We start from the raw sequence: 18,210 nt of genomic DNA on the forward strand, positions 1-18,210 counted from the left end.
TATACACTCATAGTAATAGATTGCCAGGGCAAAGAAAAGCTAGATTCATGGAAGGGGATAAGAGAATGACAATACTAAGGGAAAGCCGGTTATGGTACAAGCAGCCTGCCGCAATATGGGAGGAGGCATTGCCGATCGGAAACGGGAAGCTGGGCGGCATGATATTCGGTCATGCGAAGCAGGAGCGCATTGCACTGAATGAAGACAGCGTTTGGTACGGCGGACCGCGAGATCGCAATAACCCGGATGCCTTGCCGCATTTGGAGCAAATTCAAGGTCTGCTCAGAGAGGGACGGCTGCGCGAGGCGCATGATTTGTCCGCGATGGCTTTGTCAGGCGTGCCCGAGACGCAGCGCCATTATATGCCGCTTGGCGATTTGCAGCTATCGTTTCGTTATGAGGGTAACGGGGAAACGAGTGAATATGTGCGTGACTTGGATGTTAACAAAGGCATGGCTTCGGTTTCGTTCCGAATAGGCGAAACGGTTTTTCGCCGGGAACATTTTGCGAGCTTTCCGGATGAGGCGCTCGTTACAAGATTGACATCGGATAAACCCGGAGGCATCAGCTTTACGGCGCGTCTTCTTCGCGGAAACAATCGTTATTACGATGAATTGGTGAAGGCCGATGATAACACGATTGTCATGAGGGGGATATGCGGCGGCTCGGGCGGCTCCGATTTCCGAATGGCGCTGCGCGCGGCTGCCGAAGGCGGCTCTATCACGATCATTGGCGAGCATCTTGTCGTCGAGGGAGCTGACAGTGTGACGCTGATTCTAACGGCTGCCACCTCATTTCGACATGCTGACCCCGAAGCTTATGTGATTCAAACGGGCTCGAAGGCTGCACAGCTCAGCTATGAAACGTTGAAAAAAAACCATATCGACGATTTCGTCCGTATATCGAGTCGAGTAAGCCTGCAATTAACGGTTGCATCAACGGCTGCTGTTGCAGGCCTGCCAACGGATGAGCGGTTAAGGCTGGTTCAGGAGGGCCATGCGGATAGCGGGCTTGTAGCTCTGTACTATCAATACGGTCGTTATTTGCTCATATCTAGCAGCCGACCTGGTTCGTTGCCAGCTAATCTGCAAGGCATATGGAATGAGAAGATGCTTCCGCCATGGGACAGCAAATATACGATAAATATTAATGCGCAGATGAACTATTGGCCAGCCGAAGCAGGCAATATGGCAGAATGCCATGAACCGCTGTTCGAGCTCATTGAACGGATGCGGGAGCCGGGCCGGATTACCGCCAAGACCATGTACAATTGCGGAGGCTTCGTCGCTCATCACAATACGGACATTTGGGCAGATACGGCGCCTCAGGACATCTACTTGCCAGCTTCCTATTGGACGCTGGGGGCGGCATGGCTTTGCCTGCATTTGTGGGAGCATTACGAGTATGGGCTTGATTTGGCTTTCTTGGAAAAGAGCTATCCGATCCTTCAGGAGTCGGCACAATTTTTCGAAGAGTTTCTGACAGAAACGGAAGAGGGTTTGCTCGTGCTGAATCCGTCTGTTTCACCGGAGAACACGTATAGGCTGCCAAATGGCGAATCAGGCACGCTATGCATAGGCGCTTCCATGGACAGCCAAATTCTGTATGAGTTGTTCACGGCTTGCTTCGAAGCTGCGGGAATACTCGGGTTGGAAGCAGCTGAGCAGAATCGCTGGGAACGGATCCGTGCGCGCCTGCCGAAGCCTGCGATCGGCAAGCACGGACAGATTCAAGAGTGGATGGAGGATTACGAGGAGGCAGAACCTGGTCATCGCCATATTTCACATCTATTCGCGCTTCACCCCGGCAAGCAGTTTACAGTGAAAGGTACGCCGGAGTGGGCGGCGGCGGCCAGAGTAACGCTTGAGCGAAGATTGGAAAGCGGCGGTGGTCATACGGGCTGGAGCCGTGCTTGGATTATTAATTTCTGGGCAAGGCTTGCGGATGGAGAGAAGGCGTATGAGAATGTGCAGGCGCTGCTAGGTCACTCGACGCTACCCAATCTGTTCGACAATCATCCGCCTTTCCAGATCGACGGCAACTTCGGCGGCACGGCGGGCATTTCAGAGATGCTGCTGCAAAGCCACGCTGGCTATATCCACTTGCTGCCGGCTATGCCATCCGCATGGAAAGACGGCGAGATCACGGGCCTGCGCGCCCGTGGCGGCTTCGAGGTGGATATCCGCTGGTCAGGCGGCAAGCTTGCGGAAGCGCACATTCGTGCGACAGCTTCGAATAGATGCGTTCTGTTTGCAAGCGGAGAGTTGCTGATCTCGAAGGACGGCCAGGAGCTAAGCAACATGCAATATGAAGACGGTTGTGCGGTATGGCAGGCGGCAGCTGGCAGCGAGTATGCCGTGACGATAAGAGAATAGTGATTTTACGGATAGATGGCCTGCACATTAATGTGTGGGCTTTTTTTTATGTTGCATAGTGAGAGGGGAAGGTTAAGTCATTGTGCTGCAGCAATCCAGAAGCTGATGGGAGGGATATCGTGATATGATGGAAATGAGAGGTAATTATTTATTTATATAGTATAAAAAATTACCTCTCATTTTCAAAATTGGAGGGTCTATCATGACGATGCCTAAAAAAGGTACGCGGAAGATAACAGTCGGAAATACAACATACAGATGGCACATTTCTGCAACCTCAAAGGGTCGCATTGTATTAATTGCAGAGCATAATGAAGAAAAGGGCCAAAAGCTTGAAGTGTATATCGCCTCGGACATTAACGATTACTGGGTGGAATTTCCTCATGTGGAGCAGTTGAACTTAAAGCTCGTCAAGCCTTCAGAGGTTGCCATAATTTTAACGGAAGCGATGGGGAAGGGCTGGCGTCCTGAGGAAAAACGGCCGCCGCTGCTTTTTAACTGGATTTATCGTGAGTTGGTTGCGATGGATTAACGTATTGTTAAGTTTGGGAGGAAATGGGATGAGTTATGCTTTTAACAGAGAATGGCTGCTGCATAAATTCGATGAAATCAGAAGACGCCTCCTATTAGCGATCGAGCAACTTGATGATGAGCAGTTGAATTGGCAGCCAGAGGAATTGAGTCACAGTATCTCCGTGCTGATAAAGCATATTGACGGCAACATTGCGGAGCGGATCGGAAATGGGATATTGCAGCAGGGAATTGAAAGAGACCGTGCAGCGGAGCTGGGAAAATCGTTCGTTACGAAAGGTGAGCTGTTAGACATGGTTCAAGCGGGATTCCAGCTCATTATAGACACAATCAGAAATGGTAGTGATGAACAGCTGGAGATGACGCAGCAGGTGAGAAGCCGCGAGCGCACAAATCTGGATATGCTGCATCAATGCGCAGCCCACTATTCGGAGCACATGGGACAGATTTTTTATATCGCGAAGCTTTGCTTGAAGGATAAATATAAATCGACTTCGGTTTAAGATATACGAATGATTGTGGCTACTCCCTAGCTTTTGTGTTGTATAGTTAAGATTTAAATATAGGAGGAGCAAAATGGATTATGGATAAATATATCGATTTTTTAGAAAATCATTTGGGTATTATTGAATACGGTTGGAGTAATGATACTGACGGTATATAAGTTCCATTTCAAGTTGTGAAGTATGCTGGAGGACTTTATCCAGGAACTGTTACATATTCAACTATAGGTTTGAGTAATGAAAAATTGGCATCTCCAGTATCCAACAAGATAATTAGACAAGAGCTAATATTATGCTCATATTCAACTTTTGGAGATCAGAATATCCCTGATATTCTTCAACAAGTAGGAGTTAAAGCATTGAGATCTCAAATAGCCTATTTAAGAGGGGATATTATTGGACCATTTGGAACGCTATTTGAGGGTACTGAATTAGTGGCATTATATGTGACAACGCCAGTTTATTTTCCGGATTCATTTCATACATACGATACAACAAATGATATTTCTATTGTTCAAGCTTGGTTAGTTCCGATCACCTTAAATGAAGCGAGTTATGTAAAAGAAAATGGATGGGAAGCGTTTGAAGATAAGTTAGAAGAGTTAGATCCAGATTTAAAAAACTACAAACGTGTTTGTAGTATTAGTTAAGAAAGTTTCTACAAGGAACTTTGATTGGCATGTCTCTAAAAAAATTGTGTTTATGCAAGGCAAGGAGGACGAGTACGTGATAAGGATTTTAAGTTCCGCGCTGGATGAGCCTATTATTATCCATGCCGATACACTTGATTACTCGAATCTAGAAGGATACAACTTTCATAGGGCGGTACTAGTGGGGTATTCAATGGTTGGTGCAAATTTATGTCATGCAGATCTGCGCAACGCTGAATTAGCAGGAGCAAATCTTAGTTTTGCAAAATTAAATGAATCGTCATTGGTCATGAGCGGTAGCCGTCATGTGAACTTTTATAAAGCAATTTTAATAAATAGCATTTGTTACCACGCAAACTTCATAGCATCTAACTTCATGGAAGCTGATTTATCAAATGCAAGAGTTGCCCATTCGAATTTTGAAAATGCCAACCTAATAGGAACAAACATGAATTGTATTGGTCTATCAGAAGCAAATCTGAAAGGAGCTGTATATAACAGCCAAACGATTTGGCCAAAAGATTTCTATCCTGACAGAAATGGTGCCTTGTTAGATCCACATTGATTTCGTTTGAGTCTTTAGATAGCTTGGACCGCAAATATAGAATAAGTTTTAATTTGGGGAACTGAGAAGCGCTGCTTCTCAATCGACTCACAAGAAATTCTTATTGAACAAGGAGCACATCTACTAGAATATCAATTAATGGATTTGGAGATAGCGATTGATGCTTGGATAGAATATTATGATATGTTACCTAAACAAATTGAATGGTTAGTTTCCGTTTACAACCGAAAGATAGCCCGACCATCGGGGATTATTGTTTTATCAAAAAAAGAGATAGATCTAATAGGCACAAATGATGATATAGGGTTAAAAGAGAGCAAAATATCGTTCGGAGAATTTGGAATAGTTTGGGCGTAAATTTACGTGCAAAGGAACCTTGAATGGATTGCAGCCCTTCAAGGCTTTTTATTGTTCACATGCAGAGCCAAATAAAAAACCGCCTATGCGGCGGTTAGTTAAAGAGAACAGGCAAAAAAACAAAGAGAAAGACGATCAGCACAATTACGCTGCTTATTCGAGTCATGAGAATGTACGCGTCACTGGGCTCGGATCTGTCTTTTACCATCCATCCGTATCTCATGAACCATCCGAATTTAGGGAAAAAAATATGAAGTATCGCAACGAGGATAAATAGAAAAGCAAAAAACAACATTTTCATCATCTCCTTGCACGTATTTACGTTCCATTATTATATGTTCCAGCATGCCGAAACGCGTACACAAACGAATAGCCATGCCTTTCAAGTAAAGTCCAGCACCGCATTGTTTCACACCCCTAAGTTATGGGATAATTAATAAGGTAAAGATCACCAGGAATGGAGCATAGCCATGAACAATTTCAGCATAAAGAAAAAGGCGGATTTGGCACTGCTTTTTTCTGCTATCGGCATATTTGTCGCTTTTCCGTTCCATGAAACGTTTGTAGGCGGATTATTGTTTTCATTGTTTAGCGCGGCGACGATTGGCGGGCTTGCCGATTCATTCGCCGTTAGCGCCTTGTTCGGCAACCCGCTGCGGATCAAATGGCCAGCGTGGATGGGGACGAATATCATTTCGCGCAATCGGGAAAGGCTGATCGGGGAGCTCGTCAAGATGGTCCAGAACGATCTGCTGACCATCCCGAATATTAAGGAGCGGCTCGATGAGTACAACATTGCCGAGGTGTTAGTGACGTATTTGAAAGAGCATGGCGGCGAAGAAGGGGTCAACGATATTTTGCAGCAGGTTGCGAATGATGTGATCACGACCATCGATTTGCAGGAGCTGGCCAAAACCGTGCAAACCTTTCTGCTCGAGCATGCTGATTCGATCCCCGTATCGAACATTGCCGCTGACGTCGGAGATTGGACGATCAGAAACGGCTATGATGACCGTATTATTGAATTCATGATACCTGAATTGATCAAAATCGTGAAATCGGCCTCATTTGGCTCCGTCGTAGACCAAATTGTGAAATCGGCGATTAAGTCTTATGAAGGCGATAAATTCAGGCGGAAGCTGATTGATTTCACAGCTGGGCTGGAAGCTGCCAATATTAGCGGAAGATTGCAGGATTGGCTCGTTTCCTTCCTGGAGAAATTCCATGACGAGGACCATCCCCAGCGCAAACAGATCAAAGCATTCATTGCACAAATCGTGGTTCGTCTGCGCACCGACGAGCAGCTCCGGGAGCGGATTGAAGCGGGCAAGCTCAGCCTGCTTGCAGCTGTGAAATCTGATATTAGGCTGGATGTGTATATTGAGCGCGGACTCGAGGCGCTTCGCAAGGCTGCTGCCGACAATGCCGAGGGCCAGCTTGCACGTTACCCTTGGATCAAGGATAAGGTACGCGAAGGAGTCAGCTACCTAGAGAGCAATAGCGAGCTGCTTGAGCGCATTGATCAGTATGTGAAGACAACGGTGTTGAAATGGATGGAGCAGAAGCATTCTTATATCGGAAAGCTCGTGACCGACAAGCTGAATGATTTCTCTGAGGAGGAGCTTATCTCGCTCGTGAAGGAGAAAGCGGGCAAGGATCTGCAATATATTCGAATCAATGGTATCGGAGTTGGCGCGCTTATCGGCGTCGTGCTGCATCTTGCAACGTTTTGGATCGGAGGGCATGCTTAAATGGCAATGAGAAAAAAAGCAAATCGCAGCTTGGTTATTTTGGCCATCCTATTCGTCATTGCCGCTTGCTGCTTGTACGTCTTCCCGGACAGCTGGTGGACGCGAATGCTGCTCTATACGACCGAAGCGGGGCTTGTAGGCGCATTGGCTGATTTATTCGCGGTAACGGTGCTGTTCCGCCATCCCTTCGGCTGGAAATGGATTCCCCATACGGCTATCATTCCAAAAAACCGCGATAAGCTGATTGAAGGCGTCGCGAATATGGTCGAGCAGCAGCTGCTGAGCAAGGATCTGCTCAAGGAGAAGGTTAAGCACATCTCGCTTGTCGAGATCGGCATTGCTTGGATAGACCGCCGGCCGTCAGGCATGCTGTCGGATCAGGGGTGGAGAGTCGTATCCACCTTGCTTGCCAAGCTCGATATGAAAGGAATCTCGGTTATTATAGACGAGAAAGCGCGGAGCGGCTTTGGCAAGATCAATCTGTCCCCATATGCGGGCAAAGCGCTCAAATGGGTTATGGATAAAGGCAATTTCCAAGTATGGCTTAGCCAGATCGTTGAGCTTGCGGCGGAACGCGCGGCAGATGAGCGAATGAAGCCCATCATCCGGGAGCTGCTTGGGAAAGAGAAGGAGAAGTTCGTGAATCAAGGAAGCATCTTCTCGAAGTGGCTCAAAAAGATGGCGGTAGAGATTGCTGAATCGACAAATGCGCTTAATCTCGACGATGCCACAAACGTATTGTTCGAGGATTTGCAGCTGTTGATCGATGATCTGCGGAATCCGCAGCATGAGCTGCGCGTGCTGCTTGAGAGCATGGTCTATCAGCTAGCCGACAATTTGCAGAATCGGGAGGATGTCGCTGCTGCGGTCAGTGAATGGCGGGATGAGATGATCGACAAAATCTCATTGCTTCCTACGATTGAAGCTTTGCTTGGGAATATGAAGCAGCTGCTCATTCATGAGCCGAGTCTGCAGCTGGCCGTTCAAGAAAAACATACGGTTAACCCTTCCGATATCAAAGCGCTGATCAACGACTTCATTGCTTCGTATTGGGACTGGTTCAAAGCCAATGAGGAGACGAAGGGCTGGCTTGAGCAATACGTCCAGAAATTCGTCAATAAAATGATCGAGACGGAGCATGCCATAATCGGAGTTATCGTGCGCAAAACGCTTGAAGGCTTTACCGAGCAGAAGCTCGTTTACTTTATTGAAAGCAAGGTCGAAACAGATTTGCAGCGCATACGGCTTAACGGCGCCTATATAGGATCAGCGCTCGGCGCAGCGTTCTACCTGCTGCTGTACGGCGTATACGAGCCGCTGTTGAAGCTGTTTTAAGAAGAAGCTCTCACCTTTTCGGGGTTCCCGGGGTGAGAGCTTCTATTTATTTAAAACAACCCCATAAAGTTTGCTTTTACCCCCGTGCAATCCAAAATAGAGTCAGGTAGTATGGAGATATGAAGCAGCAATAGAGCACGGCTCACGAATATGCAATAGAGGCGGGGTGGAAGGATGCTGCGAGTACTTATCGTAGATGATGAATTCGAAATTCGCGAAGGTTTACGAAACCGCTTTCCTTGGGATTCCTACGGAATCGACGAGGTATTGACAGCCGATGACGGGGATACGGCACTTATGCTTGCGCTGGATAAGAGACCCGATCTCATCGTGACCGATATTAAAATGAACCGGATGTCCGGGCTTGATTTCCTTCGGGGGTTGGTACCCGTTCTCGATTATAAGCCGGAGTCCATTGTCGTCAGCGGCTTTGATGATTTCGAGCTGGTGAAGCAAGCGATGCAAATCGGCGTGCTGGATTACATCCTAAAGCCGATTAATCTGAAAGAGCTGGACCAGATCGTGTGCACCATGATCGACCGTATTCAGAAGCGGCAGCTCGATCAGCATAATGAGCAGCTGCTGCTTAGCCAAGTGAAATATGCCATTCCAAAAATGCGTGATGAGCTGCTCAGAGAAATGATCGAGCAGGATTATGATCCCTACCGCGGAGCAAGAAGACGGCATCGCCTGCAGACGCTGGACCTCGAATGGATCGCCGAGCAGCAGTTGACGTTGGCAGTCATCGAAGCGGATGATTTGAAGGCGATTGAAAACCGCCAAACACGGGAAAAGGATCTGATCCTCTTCGGTATCGGCAATGTGGTGAATCAAACGTTGGAGGAGGAGAATCCGAACCCCTTCGTCCTTTGCACGGATAGCAGCGGCCGCTGGGTTGTTATATTCGGCTGTCCAAGGCCTGAGCATGCCGAGCAGAGTCAGGGCATGGCACAGCTATGCATTCAAAGAATCAATGAATTTGTTAAAGTCAAGGCGAGTGCGGGGATGCGCACCACCCCCTGTACGTTCGAGCATTTGCATGAAATGTTCGCTGAAGCGTTAAACGTGCTGGAGCAGAAAGCGGTATATGGTGGCAACCGGCTATTCACCGAGCAGGGGCTTTATTACGAGGGGGATGGCGGTGATCTATCCCTAAGCGAGCCCGATGAGGTGCTGGATCTTGTGAAATACGGCTCCGACGAGGACATTACGGCGGCGATGGAACGTTTTGTCGAGATGGTCCAAGCCTGGCGGCTGTGCCAACTGAGAGATATTCAGCAAAAAATATTCGAGTGGCTGTTTGAAGTATTCCGCCGTGCGGCTTCGGCAGGCATACCGAATAAGGCGTGGGGCAGCAATCCGATTGCCGTGTGGGAGCAGCTCGAGCAATTCGATACGCTGCAGTCGCTAAGGGAGCAAACGGAGATGTTCCTGCATGCCATCGCCGCGGACTTCCGCAAGCTGTCTGCGACGCCAAGCCAGATCGTCACCGAAGCGGAGAAAATTTTGCACCGCGATTATGCCGAGAGCTTGACGCTCCAAAGCGTAGCGCAGGCCGTGCATGTTACGCCGGTTTGGTTAAGCAAGCTGTTTAAGAAGGAAAAACGAAAGACGTTTTTGGAGTATTTGACGGAAATCAGAATCGAGAAGGCAAAGGACATGCTTGGCGATATTCAGCATAAGGTGTATCAAATCTCTTATCAGGTGGGATACAAGGACCCGGTGCATTTCTCTAAGCTGTTCAAGAAACAGGTAGGCTGTACGCCTAAGGAATATCGGAGACAAAGAGGCATTGCGGAAGAGTAACCCTTTCCCTATCCAGCCAATCACGAACAACAAGAGGCAGCTTCCAGGTAGATTGTGATTAACCTAGGGAAGCTGCCTTTCTTTATTTGCAGAGTTCACGTAACGGTTTTATTTCGAAATGCTCGGCAGCCCGATCGTAATGATCTTGTAAGGGGCGACTTCAATCGTATTGCTGACCAAATCTTGGCTGTTGTCCTCCAGAATGGTGCTTATATACGCGCCAGTCGAGGCATCCGGATGCAGGGCAAGATGAATGTCGGAGCTGCTCAAATTATACCACCGAGCCATGCGGTCTCCTCGCTCCTCGTTTACCTTTAGGCTGGAGAAGGCGAGCTGTTCGCCGTTCCACTTCAGGAAATCATGTACGGGCGGAAGCTCTCCCTCGTGTACGCTGGCGCCGATGACGGTAAGAGGGACCGGGTAGCGGTATGCTTCTCGGTATGCCTCGAACCGTTCAGCTTCGCCAGCATAAGGAAGCAGCAGCCATTCGGCTTCGTTTGTTCCGAGGCACTGCGCTTCCGGCGTTTGGAAGACGCCCCAATCGCCAAGCTCGCCTACTGCGCGCAGCAGCGTCAAGGCAATGGTGCTTCTGCCATCCTGGAGCACCTCGTATTCGTTCAAGCCTTTGCCTGCGACCGTGAAACCGCGGAGGTCGTCATGCACGTCGATGAAAGCTTGCATATGCTGGCAATTGCTAGGATTCTCCCATTCTTTCTCGGGAATGTTCTTTCTTTGCGCAACCTCGAAGATCGAATCGGCAAAATGAGTGTCCGCCATAATGTCGGTCGGAAGCAGAACCCGAAGCCGATGGTCCTTGGATTGATTCTCGATACGCGCATGCGCATGTACGCCTTTCCCTTCGCGATCCAGGCTGAGGCGCGTTACAATGAGCAACGGGACAAGCTCATCCGATCTTCCAGCCTTCCGCTCGCGGAACTCGACCATGGTGCGAATCTCGCCATCAAGCCGATCATCCGCCCCAGCGGGTATGGCAAGGCGATGTACGATTTCAATCGCTGCTCGGAAGGGGGTATCCTCCACGATTCGGATTTCGGGTCTGCTTCCTTTGGTTGTCAACGCAACATCAGAGATTGGCTGTTTGAATATATACTCATTGCCAATATCGCCTACATTCTCATAGTGACCGAGATCAAGGAAGAGCTGACGGCTGTTTTTGTCATAAAGCGAATAACTGCCGTCCGCTTCAACCGATAGCCGAAGATGGCGGTTTTCAAGTGTCCAATCTCCGGTAATGAGCGATTCTTTGGCCGTAGATTCGATGCTGTCGCCAGCGCGGCTCGGAATCCAAGCGAAGCTGCCATAGCCCATCGAAGGCAATGACCCGGTCTCGAAGGTTAAGCGGAGCGCACGGGCCATGTACGGCTGGCGGAATTTGTCCTTCGGCAGATCATAGCCGAAGCGGACGCCGAGATCCTCGGCGCTGAACGCCACGCGTTTCCCGTCCGCATCGACTAAATAGCCTTCAGCGAACGTGCGGTCGCCCACCTGCTTCGCGATAGCGACAGGATTCTCGCTTTGATCGAAGTAACGATGCGACCACTCAACCTCGGTGGTGACGACGGAAGAGCCTTCATACCCGCTGGTATTGAATACGATTAAAGGCGCAGCGTCGGGTCCGAATGAAGCGAAGGGTGTCGTGTCTACCTTTTCGGCAATAAATGTGGCGCTCTCGCTGATGAGCGCTTTGCCAACCTCCATGCTTTTGGCAAAACGCGTCTTCATTTCCTGATACACTTCGTCCACGCTGCAGCCGCAAATGCTGTCATGCGGATGGTTCTGCATCAACGTTTTCCAAGCATATTGCAGAAGTCCATGCGGATATGTCTTGCCAAGCTGATAGGCGAGCGTGGACAGAGGCTCGGCGATCTTCTCCAGAAGCGTCTGGTTCCGCTGATTAAGCTGCTTGATATAAACCCTTGCGGATGCCGTGTTGACGAGAGAATACCAGCCATCCGTTTTCTGGCCGCGAAGCTCGCCTTGCGTCAGGCTGAGGCTGGATGGCTTATCCGCATGCAGCGCTTGCTTGTAGTCGTCGAAATTAGAGTGGATGAATTCATAATCCGGGAAAAGCTCGCGGGCGACGCGCAGCGCCTCGGACAAATTGGTCTGAATCGGCTGATGGTCGCAGCCGTTCATGAGCAGGAGATGCGGAGTGGATGCGTATTGCTCCGCTCTGGCCAACCGATGCTCCCAATAAGGCTTGGCGAGTGCCGGATCAACGGGAATTTCCATGCCGTTGTTATACCAGTTGGCAAACAGAATTCCTAGAACGCTTGAGCCGTCAGGCGCCTGCCAGATCAGCTCGGAGTAGGGAGATTCGAGTCCAGCGGTATCCTCGACACGGTTATTGAACCCTGTCGCTTTGACGCCTCTGCCGAATACAGCGGTATCAATGCCGGCTTGTCGGAGCAGCTGTGCAGCTTGCCCCATATTGCCGAAGGAGTCGGGGAAATAACCAAGCTTTGAGATAGGCCCGAACTTGCGGGCATCGTTGTGTCCGATCTGCAGGTTGCGGACATTTGCTTCGCTGCTCGTTAGGAACTCATCCTGCAAAATATACCAAGGTCCCAGGGAAAGCTTGCCTTCATCGCATAGCCGTGCAATGATCTCGCGCTTCTCCGGGTATACCTGCAAATAATCGTCCAAAATAATCGTTTGTCCGTCGAGATAGAAGCTGCGGAACTCAGGATCGTTCTCGAATGTATCCAGCAGCGTGTCCATCGTTTCAATCAACTTCACATGATGGGCTTCGTAAGGCATATACCATTCCCGATCCCAATGGGTATGGGAAATGACATGAACCACCCGCTTCGATGCAGTCATCGTTGTTCCTCTTTTCCGTGGAAGGTTTGATCGTACGCCATTAGTGTAAAGAATCGCCCGAGGCGCTTCAATGAGGCAAAGCGAAACTTTAATGTGAATTATTATCGTTTTGGGGGAGAATGTGATTCAAGGCGTAAGGAAGCGACTAAGCAAGCTAGAAATACATATTGCATCAACAGAGGATTGAAGGTTAAAATCGAGGACAAGCTTATTTAAGCGAGTGGGGAATATCGGAAAGCAGGTGCATGCAGATGAACAAAGTTTCCTTTCGGCTCGCTTCATCCTTCCGCAATCGGATGATCCTTATTTTCTTCATGATAATCATAGTGCCGTTCCTGCTCTTTGCCTATTACGCGCATATCAAGTCCATAGAAGGCATCTCCAATACGAATACAAAAATGTCGATGAGCTATTTGCTGCAGGCACGAAAAAACTTCGAAATCTATCTTGGCAAGCTTAACGAGCAGGTCAATGAAGTGATTGGCAATAAGGAGCTTCAGGAGCTGCTGGAGAGGGAGCCTTTGGACCGCGCAGAAGAGGAAGCGTTTACAGTCAGCCTGCTGACCGCTCTCTATCAAGCGACGCCGGTCATCGATGCGTTCAGGGTCAAGGTCTATCCGATCATACCAACGAACTATCCGTCCTATATGAGGACGATCGACGAATCGGTACGGATCGGGGATCAATACTGGTTTCAGCGCTCCAAATCGACGGTGAGCCCGACTTGGTATTTAACGATGCCGAAGCAGGGGAAATACGGGAAGCCGCTGCTATCGTATGTGAAACGATTCTCGGGTTTATACGATCAGAAGCTGAGAGGGATCATCGCAACCGATTTGTCCGAGGATTACCTGAAACGTTACTTCTCGCCATCCGACCAGCTGAAGGACCAGAAACTGCTGCTCATTAATGAGCAAGGCGTCGTACATTACGATTCCACGGCCAATGAATGGACAGGGAGGGAATTCCCGTCCGCAGCGCTCATTTCTTACATAAAGTCAGGTGACGAGGGGTCTACGTCCATTGCGGTCGAAGGAGAAACCTATCTTGCTACCCATCTTAAAATGGCGAACCATCCGTGGACGATCGTCAGCCTTACCCCGCTGCACGAGCTGACTGGAACCATAGATGAGATCAACCGCATGCTCGTTATTTTTCTTGTGGTTTATCTCGTTTGCTGCATTAGCGTGGTCTTTTACATTACCGCGTATTACACACAGCCCATCGCTCATCTGGTCCGCTTAATGCGGAGGCTGGAGGCTGACAATCTGCATTACCTGTTGCCCTGGTCGTCGCGAAAGGATGAGGTTGGCTGGCTGTATCGGGGGGTAAGCAGTCTCGTACAGCGAATTGAGGGGTTAATCAAGGAGGCAGCGCTCTCGGAGCGCAACAAGAAAGCGCTGGAGTTTCAAGTGCTCAGCCATCAGATCAATCCGCATTTTCTATACAATACACTGGAGTCCATTAGGTGGAAAGCGGAAAATCACGGACGAAGCGACATTAGCGAGATGGTATCCGCGCTCGGCAACCTGCTCCGGCTCAGCTTAAACCAAGGCAAGGAGATTACGACGCTGCGAAGGGAAATTGAGCAGGTAAAAGCATACGTGCTGATTGAGCAGGCGCGGATGGGCAAGGCTGTACGCATCTTGTATGCCTGCGAGGATGCTTCGATGGACTTGCCATTTTTGCGGCTGCTTCTGCAGCCGCTCATAGAGAACGCGATCCAGCACAGCGTAAGGGACGATTTCGACAAAGGCAAAATCATGATTACGTCCAGGGTCGAGCAGGAGGACATCGTGATTGAACTCGCGGACAATGGCAAAGGCATACCGGATTCCGTTCTGGAAGAGCTGGAGAAGCTGGAGGAACCAACCGCGGCATTCAGCCAATCGCGCAGAGGCGTCGGACTGCGCAACGTGAACGACCGTTTGAAGCTATATTTTGGGGAAGCCTATAAACTGAAGATCGAGACAGCGCCTGGAGCTGGCACCAAAATTACGCTAAGGCATCCGATCCTGAAGGAGGGCCAGGAACCGGATTCGATTGGAATGGGCAAAGCATAAGGATCAAAGGAGGCATTACCTTGATAAACAAACGTACTTTTACATTTGTTCTAAGTATACTCCTGATGGTTATGCTCGTTCTCACCTCATGCACAATGAAGAACGTGGAGAACGGGGACAAGGCGAAGAAGGCAGAGCAAGATCAGACTAAAGCTCCCGTAACGCTTAAGCTCCTGACCTGGGCGGATGATACTTATCAGGAGCTGTATGATAAATTCAACGCGAAATATCCTTGGATTACGATTGAGCCGATTCAGATTGACGGCGGAGACGACACGATCATGGACCGCATTATTGCGCTTCAGGCAGCGGGAACGCCAGCGGATCTCACTTGGGTCGTTGGTGATCTTCTGCGGTATGAGGAAAGCGGCTTGCTGGAAAATTTGAAGCCTTATATGGATAAAGACCGTTCCTTCCAAAACAAAGTGCTGCCGGACGGCTATTTCGATACGATGGTCTTTAACGGCCGCAGGCTGGCCGTACCATTCGTTGACGTGCCAATGTGGATTATAGTCAATAAGAATCTGCTTGCGAAGCATGGCATTGATATGCCTCCCAATGACTGGACCTTCGATGACTTCCGAGATATTGCGAAGCGCGTAACGGACCCGTCAGCAGGAGAATACGGCTTGACGACGAACAGCGACTTTGTCATGCGCTTGCTGCCGATGAAATCAGCGGCTGATGGCCATGCGCCTAATTTGGCGTATATGAATGAACGGTTGACCCAGAGCTTGCTGCACACGCCGAATATCATGGATGATGTGCGCTGGCTGCAGGAATTCGTCACAAAGGATGGCTCCATGCTGTCCTGGGAGGCTGCCGCTGCTAACGGCGAAGTCGTGAGGCAATTCGCCAACGGCAAAACAGCCTTCGAGATCGGCGGCGACTGGCTGCTGCCGAGGCTGCAGAAGGAAGCGGCGTTCGAATGGGATATTCTACCTTTCCCGAGGGGGAAGGTTAATCAATATTCTTTCCATATCAATGGACCGCTTGCGCTGCTGAGCGGCTCGCAGCATAAAGAGGAGGCCTATAAATGGATCAGCTTTCAATTCGAGATGGAAGCGCAGAAATGGAAGATCGAGAAGGGGGCCAACGCTTCGGTCATCGATCCGGAATTGACGGCCTATATCGATCAGGTTCCGCTTTGGCGTGGGAAGAACATCGAGGCGGTCAAGATGACGAAGGATAACGGTCTGGTGCTGCCAGGTGCAACGATCCCAGGCTTCTCTGAATACAACTGGATCAATGTCGTCAATGATATCGTTTTTCAAGGACATGACGTGAGCCGCATTATCCCGGAAACCGAAGCTTGGAACAAAAAAACAATGGAGCTCCGAGAGAGCTTGAGACGTAAGCCTTAGGTTCGGAGCAGCCCGCCTTTGAAACCAAACCATACCGCAAAGAGCCACCTTCCAGCAGATTCACTTGCTGGAAGGAGGCTCTTTTTCTCTATTAGCCCAAGAAGAAAAGAGGAGGATAAAACAAAACAACAAAGGATAAGAATGACTCATAGCAAGCCAAATGGCGCTACTTTAGAATAAAAGTATCACATATGGGAAAGGGAAATCGATATGAAATCAAATGGAGTCATTCGGGAATTGCTTCGAAACCGCACCTTGCTGCTTATGTTCCTGCCCGTCGCGACGCTCCTTTTTCTATTTAATTACTTGCCGCTCGCAGGGCTGGTCATCGCTTTCAAAAACTTCGACTTCGCCAAAGGCATATTCGGAAGCGATTGGATGGATCCGCTGCTCTATAACTTTGAGTACTTGTTTTCTTCCTCCACCGCATTCCGGGCGATTCGCAATACGATCCTGCTGAATGCGTTGTTCATTATGGTAGGCCTGCTGTTCGAGGTAGGGTTCGCATTGCTGCTTAACGAGATTCGGAACAAATATTTCAAACGGGTTACGCAGTCGCTTACGTTCCTGCCATTCTTTATCTCATGGATCGTCGTTGGCGTCTTCGCTTATAACCTGATGAATTTCGAGAGCGGCGCCATTAACCGATTGCTTGAAAACATCGGCATGCAGCCCATCGACTTCTATAGCGAAGCGGGCTTGTGGCCGCTCATCCTGACGATTGCGGTGAGGTGGAAGGTAACCGGCTACGGCACGATTATCTATTTGGCAGCACTAACCTCCATCGACAATTCTTATTACGAGGCGGCTTCGATTGACGGCGCCACGCGCTGGCAGCAGATTCGCTATATCAGCATTCCGATGCTAAGGCCGACGATTATTATACTGACGCTGCTTGCGGTCGGTCGAATCATGAACGCGGACTTCGGCATGTTCTACGCCATGGTCGGAGATGCGTCCCTATTGTTCCCGACTACCGACGTCATTGATACTTTCGTATACCGCAGCTTGCGCAAATCGGGAGATATCGGCATGGCATCCGCCGCTGGCTTCCTGCAGTCGATTATCGCTTTCGTGCTCATTATCGGCAGCAATTACGCGGCCCGCAAAATCGACAAGGATTCGGCGATTTTCTAAACGCCTTTTCACATCAAGGAGGTTCACCTATATGCTAGCCAAAAAAATCTCAATCTCGCAATTGGTCATCATGATCGCCATCTCCCTATTCAGCCTATCCTGCCTGTTCCCATTTATAATGGTCATTTCGGGCTCGCTCAGCACGGAGAAGGACATTATGGACTATGGCTACACGCTCTGGCCGAAGACGGTAACGTTCGATTCCTACCGGATTTTGTTTCTCGGCTCCACCCGAATTATCGACGCTTATGGCGTTAGCTTATTCGTAACGATAGTCGGTACGGTTCTCTCCTTGTTCGTCACGAGCATGGGCGCTTACGTGATGGCGAGAAGGTCATTCAAGTATAGAAACATATTGTCCATCTATGTTATCGTCACCATGCTTTTTAACGGAGGGCTTGTCCCTTGGTACATCATTTGCGTCAGATACCTAGATTTGAAAGATACGTTATGGGCACTCATCCTGCCGATGCTGGCCAATGCGTTCAACATGTTCCTCATTCGCAATTTCATGCTGTCGATTCCGGAGGATATGAACGAATCGGCCAAAATGGACGGGGCAGGCGACTTCAAAATCTTTTACAGCCTAATCATGCCTCTCTCCATGCCCGTGCTTGCCACGGTTGGCTTGTTCGTTGCCCTAAGCTATTGGAATGACTGGTTTCTTGGCCTTATGTTCGTCGACAAGCAAGAGCTTCAGCCGCTGCAGCTGCTGCTGCGAACGCTCATCTCCAATGTGGAGTTTCTCAAGAGCTCAAGCAACGCTTCGGCGATGCAGCGCATTTCGGCGCAAATTCCATCCGAATCGATTAAAATGGCGCTTACGGTCATCACGATCGGGCCGATTATTTTCCTGTATCCGTTCGTTCAGCGTTTTTTCGTAAAGGGTTTAATGGTTGGCGCCGTAAAAGGATGACTATGTCGGCTTC

At 49.3% G+C, this 18,210-nt stretch carries 15 protein-coding genes; 13 read left to right on the top strand and 2 right to left on the bottom strand.

Going from position 1 to position 18,210, the window contains the following annotated elements; all coding sequences use genetic code 11:
- The first annotated feature begins 65 nt into the window (after positions 1–65).
- The 6 genes from FHS16_RS01715 to FHS16_RS01740 all read left to right on the top strand — a co-directional run bounded on the left by FHS16_RS01715 (position 66) and on the right by FHS16_RS01740 (position 4,981).
- On the top strand, positions 66–2,375 hold the full coding sequence (locus FHS16_RS01715; RefSeq protein WP_183557992.1) for a glycoside hydrolase family 95 protein: 2,310 nt from the start codon (positions 66–68) through the stop codon (positions 2,373–2,375).
- Between the two features lie 202 nt (positions 2,376–2,577).
- Complete coding sequence (locus FHS16_RS01720; RefSeq protein WP_183557995.1) at positions 2,578–2,907, top strand: hypothetical protein; 330 nt, start codon at positions 2,578–2,580, stop codon at positions 2,905–2,907.
- A gap of 28 nt (positions 2,908–2,935) precedes the next feature.
- Positions 2,936–3,409, top strand: a complete 474-nt coding sequence (locus FHS16_RS01725) for a DUF1572 family protein (RefSeq protein ID WP_183557998.1) — start codon at positions 2,936–2,938, stop codon at positions 3,407–3,409.
- A gap of 176 nt (positions 3,410–3,585) precedes the next feature.
- On the top strand, positions 3,586–4,059 hold the full coding sequence (locus FHS16_RS01730) for a suppressor of fused domain protein (RefSeq protein WP_183558001.1): 474 nt from the start codon (positions 3,586–3,588) through the stop codon (positions 4,057–4,059).
- 76 nt (positions 4,060–4,135) lie between these two features.
- The gene (locus FHS16_RS01735) at positions 4,136–4,624 is read left to right on the top strand and encodes a pentapeptide repeat-containing protein (protein ID WP_183558003.1); all 489 of its coding nucleotides are present in this window, start codon (positions 4,136–4,138) and stop codon (positions 4,622–4,624) included.
- Between the two features lie 138 nt (positions 4,625–4,762).
- Positions 4,763–4,981: a hypothetical protein gene (locus FHS16_RS01740; RefSeq protein WP_183558005.1), complete on the top strand. Its 219-nt coding sequence runs from the start codon at positions 4,763–4,765 to the stop codon at positions 4,979–4,981.
- Between the two features lie 94 nt (positions 4,982–5,075).
- Here FHS16_RS01740 and FHS16_RS32565 read toward each other — a convergent pair whose 3' ends face one another.
- Positions 5,076–5,285, bottom strand: coding sequence for a DUF6199 family natural product biosynthesis protein (locus FHS16_RS32565; RefSeq protein ID WP_376769643.1), 210 nt, complete (start codon positions 5,283–5,285; stop codon positions 5,076–5,078).
- Positions 5,286–5,451: 166 nt separating this feature from the next.
- Here FHS16_RS32565 and FHS16_RS01745 point away from each other — a divergent pair, with 166 nt between their 5' ends.
- From FHS16_RS01745 to FHS16_RS01755, 3 genes are all read left to right on the top strand, one after another.
- On the top strand, positions 5,452–6,732 hold the full coding sequence (locus FHS16_RS01745; protein ID WP_183558007.1) for a DUF445 domain-containing protein: 1,281 nt from the start codon (positions 5,452–5,454) through the stop codon (positions 6,730–6,732).
- Positions 6,733–8,067 (top strand): DUF445 domain-containing protein, encoded by a 1,335-nt coding sequence (locus FHS16_RS01750; protein ID WP_183558009.1) that lies wholly within the window; start codon positions 6,733–6,735, stop codon positions 8,065–8,067.
- Positions 8,068–8,241: 174 nt separating this feature from the next.
- Positions 8,242–9,873, top strand: a complete 1,632-nt coding sequence (locus FHS16_RS01755) for a response regulator transcription factor (RefSeq protein ID WP_183558011.1) — start codon at positions 8,242–8,244, stop codon at positions 9,871–9,873.
- A gap of 108 nt (positions 9,874–9,981) precedes the next feature.
- Here the strand turns inward: FHS16_RS01755 and FHS16_RS01760 are convergent, their stop codons facing one another.
- Entirely contained in the window at positions 9,982–12,717 is a 2,736-nt protein-coding gene (locus tag FHS16_RS01760; RefSeq protein ID WP_183558014.1) for an alpha-mannosidase, read from the bottom strand.
- A 251-nt stretch (positions 12,718–12,968) separates the two neighbouring features.
- Here FHS16_RS01760 and FHS16_RS01765 point away from each other — a divergent pair, with 251 nt between their 5' ends.
- The 4 genes from FHS16_RS01765 (at position 12,969) to FHS16_RS01780 (ending at position 18,197) form a co-directional block, all read left to right on the top strand.
- Complete coding sequence (locus tag FHS16_RS01765; RefSeq protein WP_183558016.1) at positions 12,969–14,780, top strand: sensor histidine kinase; 1,812 nt, start codon at positions 12,969–12,971, stop codon at positions 14,778–14,780.
- A gap of 20 nt (positions 14,781–14,800) precedes the next feature.
- Complete coding sequence (locus tag FHS16_RS01770; RefSeq protein ID WP_183558019.1) at positions 14,801–16,144, top strand: ABC transporter substrate-binding protein; 1,344 nt, start codon at positions 14,801–14,803, stop codon at positions 16,142–16,144.
- A gap of 210 nt (positions 16,145–16,354) precedes the next feature.
- Positions 16,355–17,281, top strand: a complete 927-nt coding sequence (locus FHS16_RS01775; protein ID WP_183558022.1) for an ABC transporter permease — start codon at positions 16,355–16,357, stop codon at positions 17,279–17,281.
- A gap of 31 nt (positions 17,282–17,312) precedes the next feature.
- Entirely contained in the window at positions 17,313–18,197 is an 885-nt protein-coding gene (locus FHS16_RS01780; protein ID WP_183558024.1) for a carbohydrate ABC transporter permease, read from the top strand.
- Positions 18,198–18,210 lie beyond the last annotated feature (13 nt).

The organism is Paenibacillus endophyticus, from assembly GCF_014192395.1.
GTDB lineage: Bacteria > Bacillota > Bacilli > Paenibacillales > Paenibacillaceae > Pristimantibacillus > Pristimantibacillus endophyticus.